Source organism: Vibrio sp. OPT24 (genome assembly GCF_015163545.1).
Classification (GTDB): Bacteria; Pseudomonadota; Gammaproteobacteria; order Enterobacterales; family Vibrionaceae; genus Vibrio; species Vibrio cyclitrophicus.
Map to the genome: position 1 here is coordinate 1 of NZ_JADDYI010000062.1, position 332 is coordinate 332.

1 tRNA gene is annotated in these 332 nt (G+C 35.5%); it reads left to right on the forward strand.

The features are described 5' to 3' along the window. Positions 1-14 precede the first annotated feature (14 nt). A tRNA-Ala gene (locus IQO02_RS20025) sits at positions 15-90 on the forward strand. The last annotated feature ends 242 nt before the right edge of the window (positions 91-332 follow it).

The window sequence follows — 332 nt, forward strand, 5'->3', positions numbered from 1 at the left end:
ATATCGACCTAGATGGGGCTATAGCTCAGCTGGGAGAGCGCCTGCCTTGCACGCAGGAGGTCTGCGGTTCGATCCCGCATAGCTCCACCATCTTTAAGGGTTTTTCCCTAAGAATCTTTAAAAATGGTTCATTTTATTGAATCAAGCTCTTTAACAATTTGGAAAGCTGACTGATTGATTACTTACGAGTAATTCAATCAAATTTAAAAGTTCTCAATGTTTATCTTTCATTAGATAAACACAACAAACACATTCAAGTGTCTTGTATTCGAATGATCAGAAATGATTGTTCATTTTTTGATTCTACTTTTTATTAAAAAGTGGAAACAAAA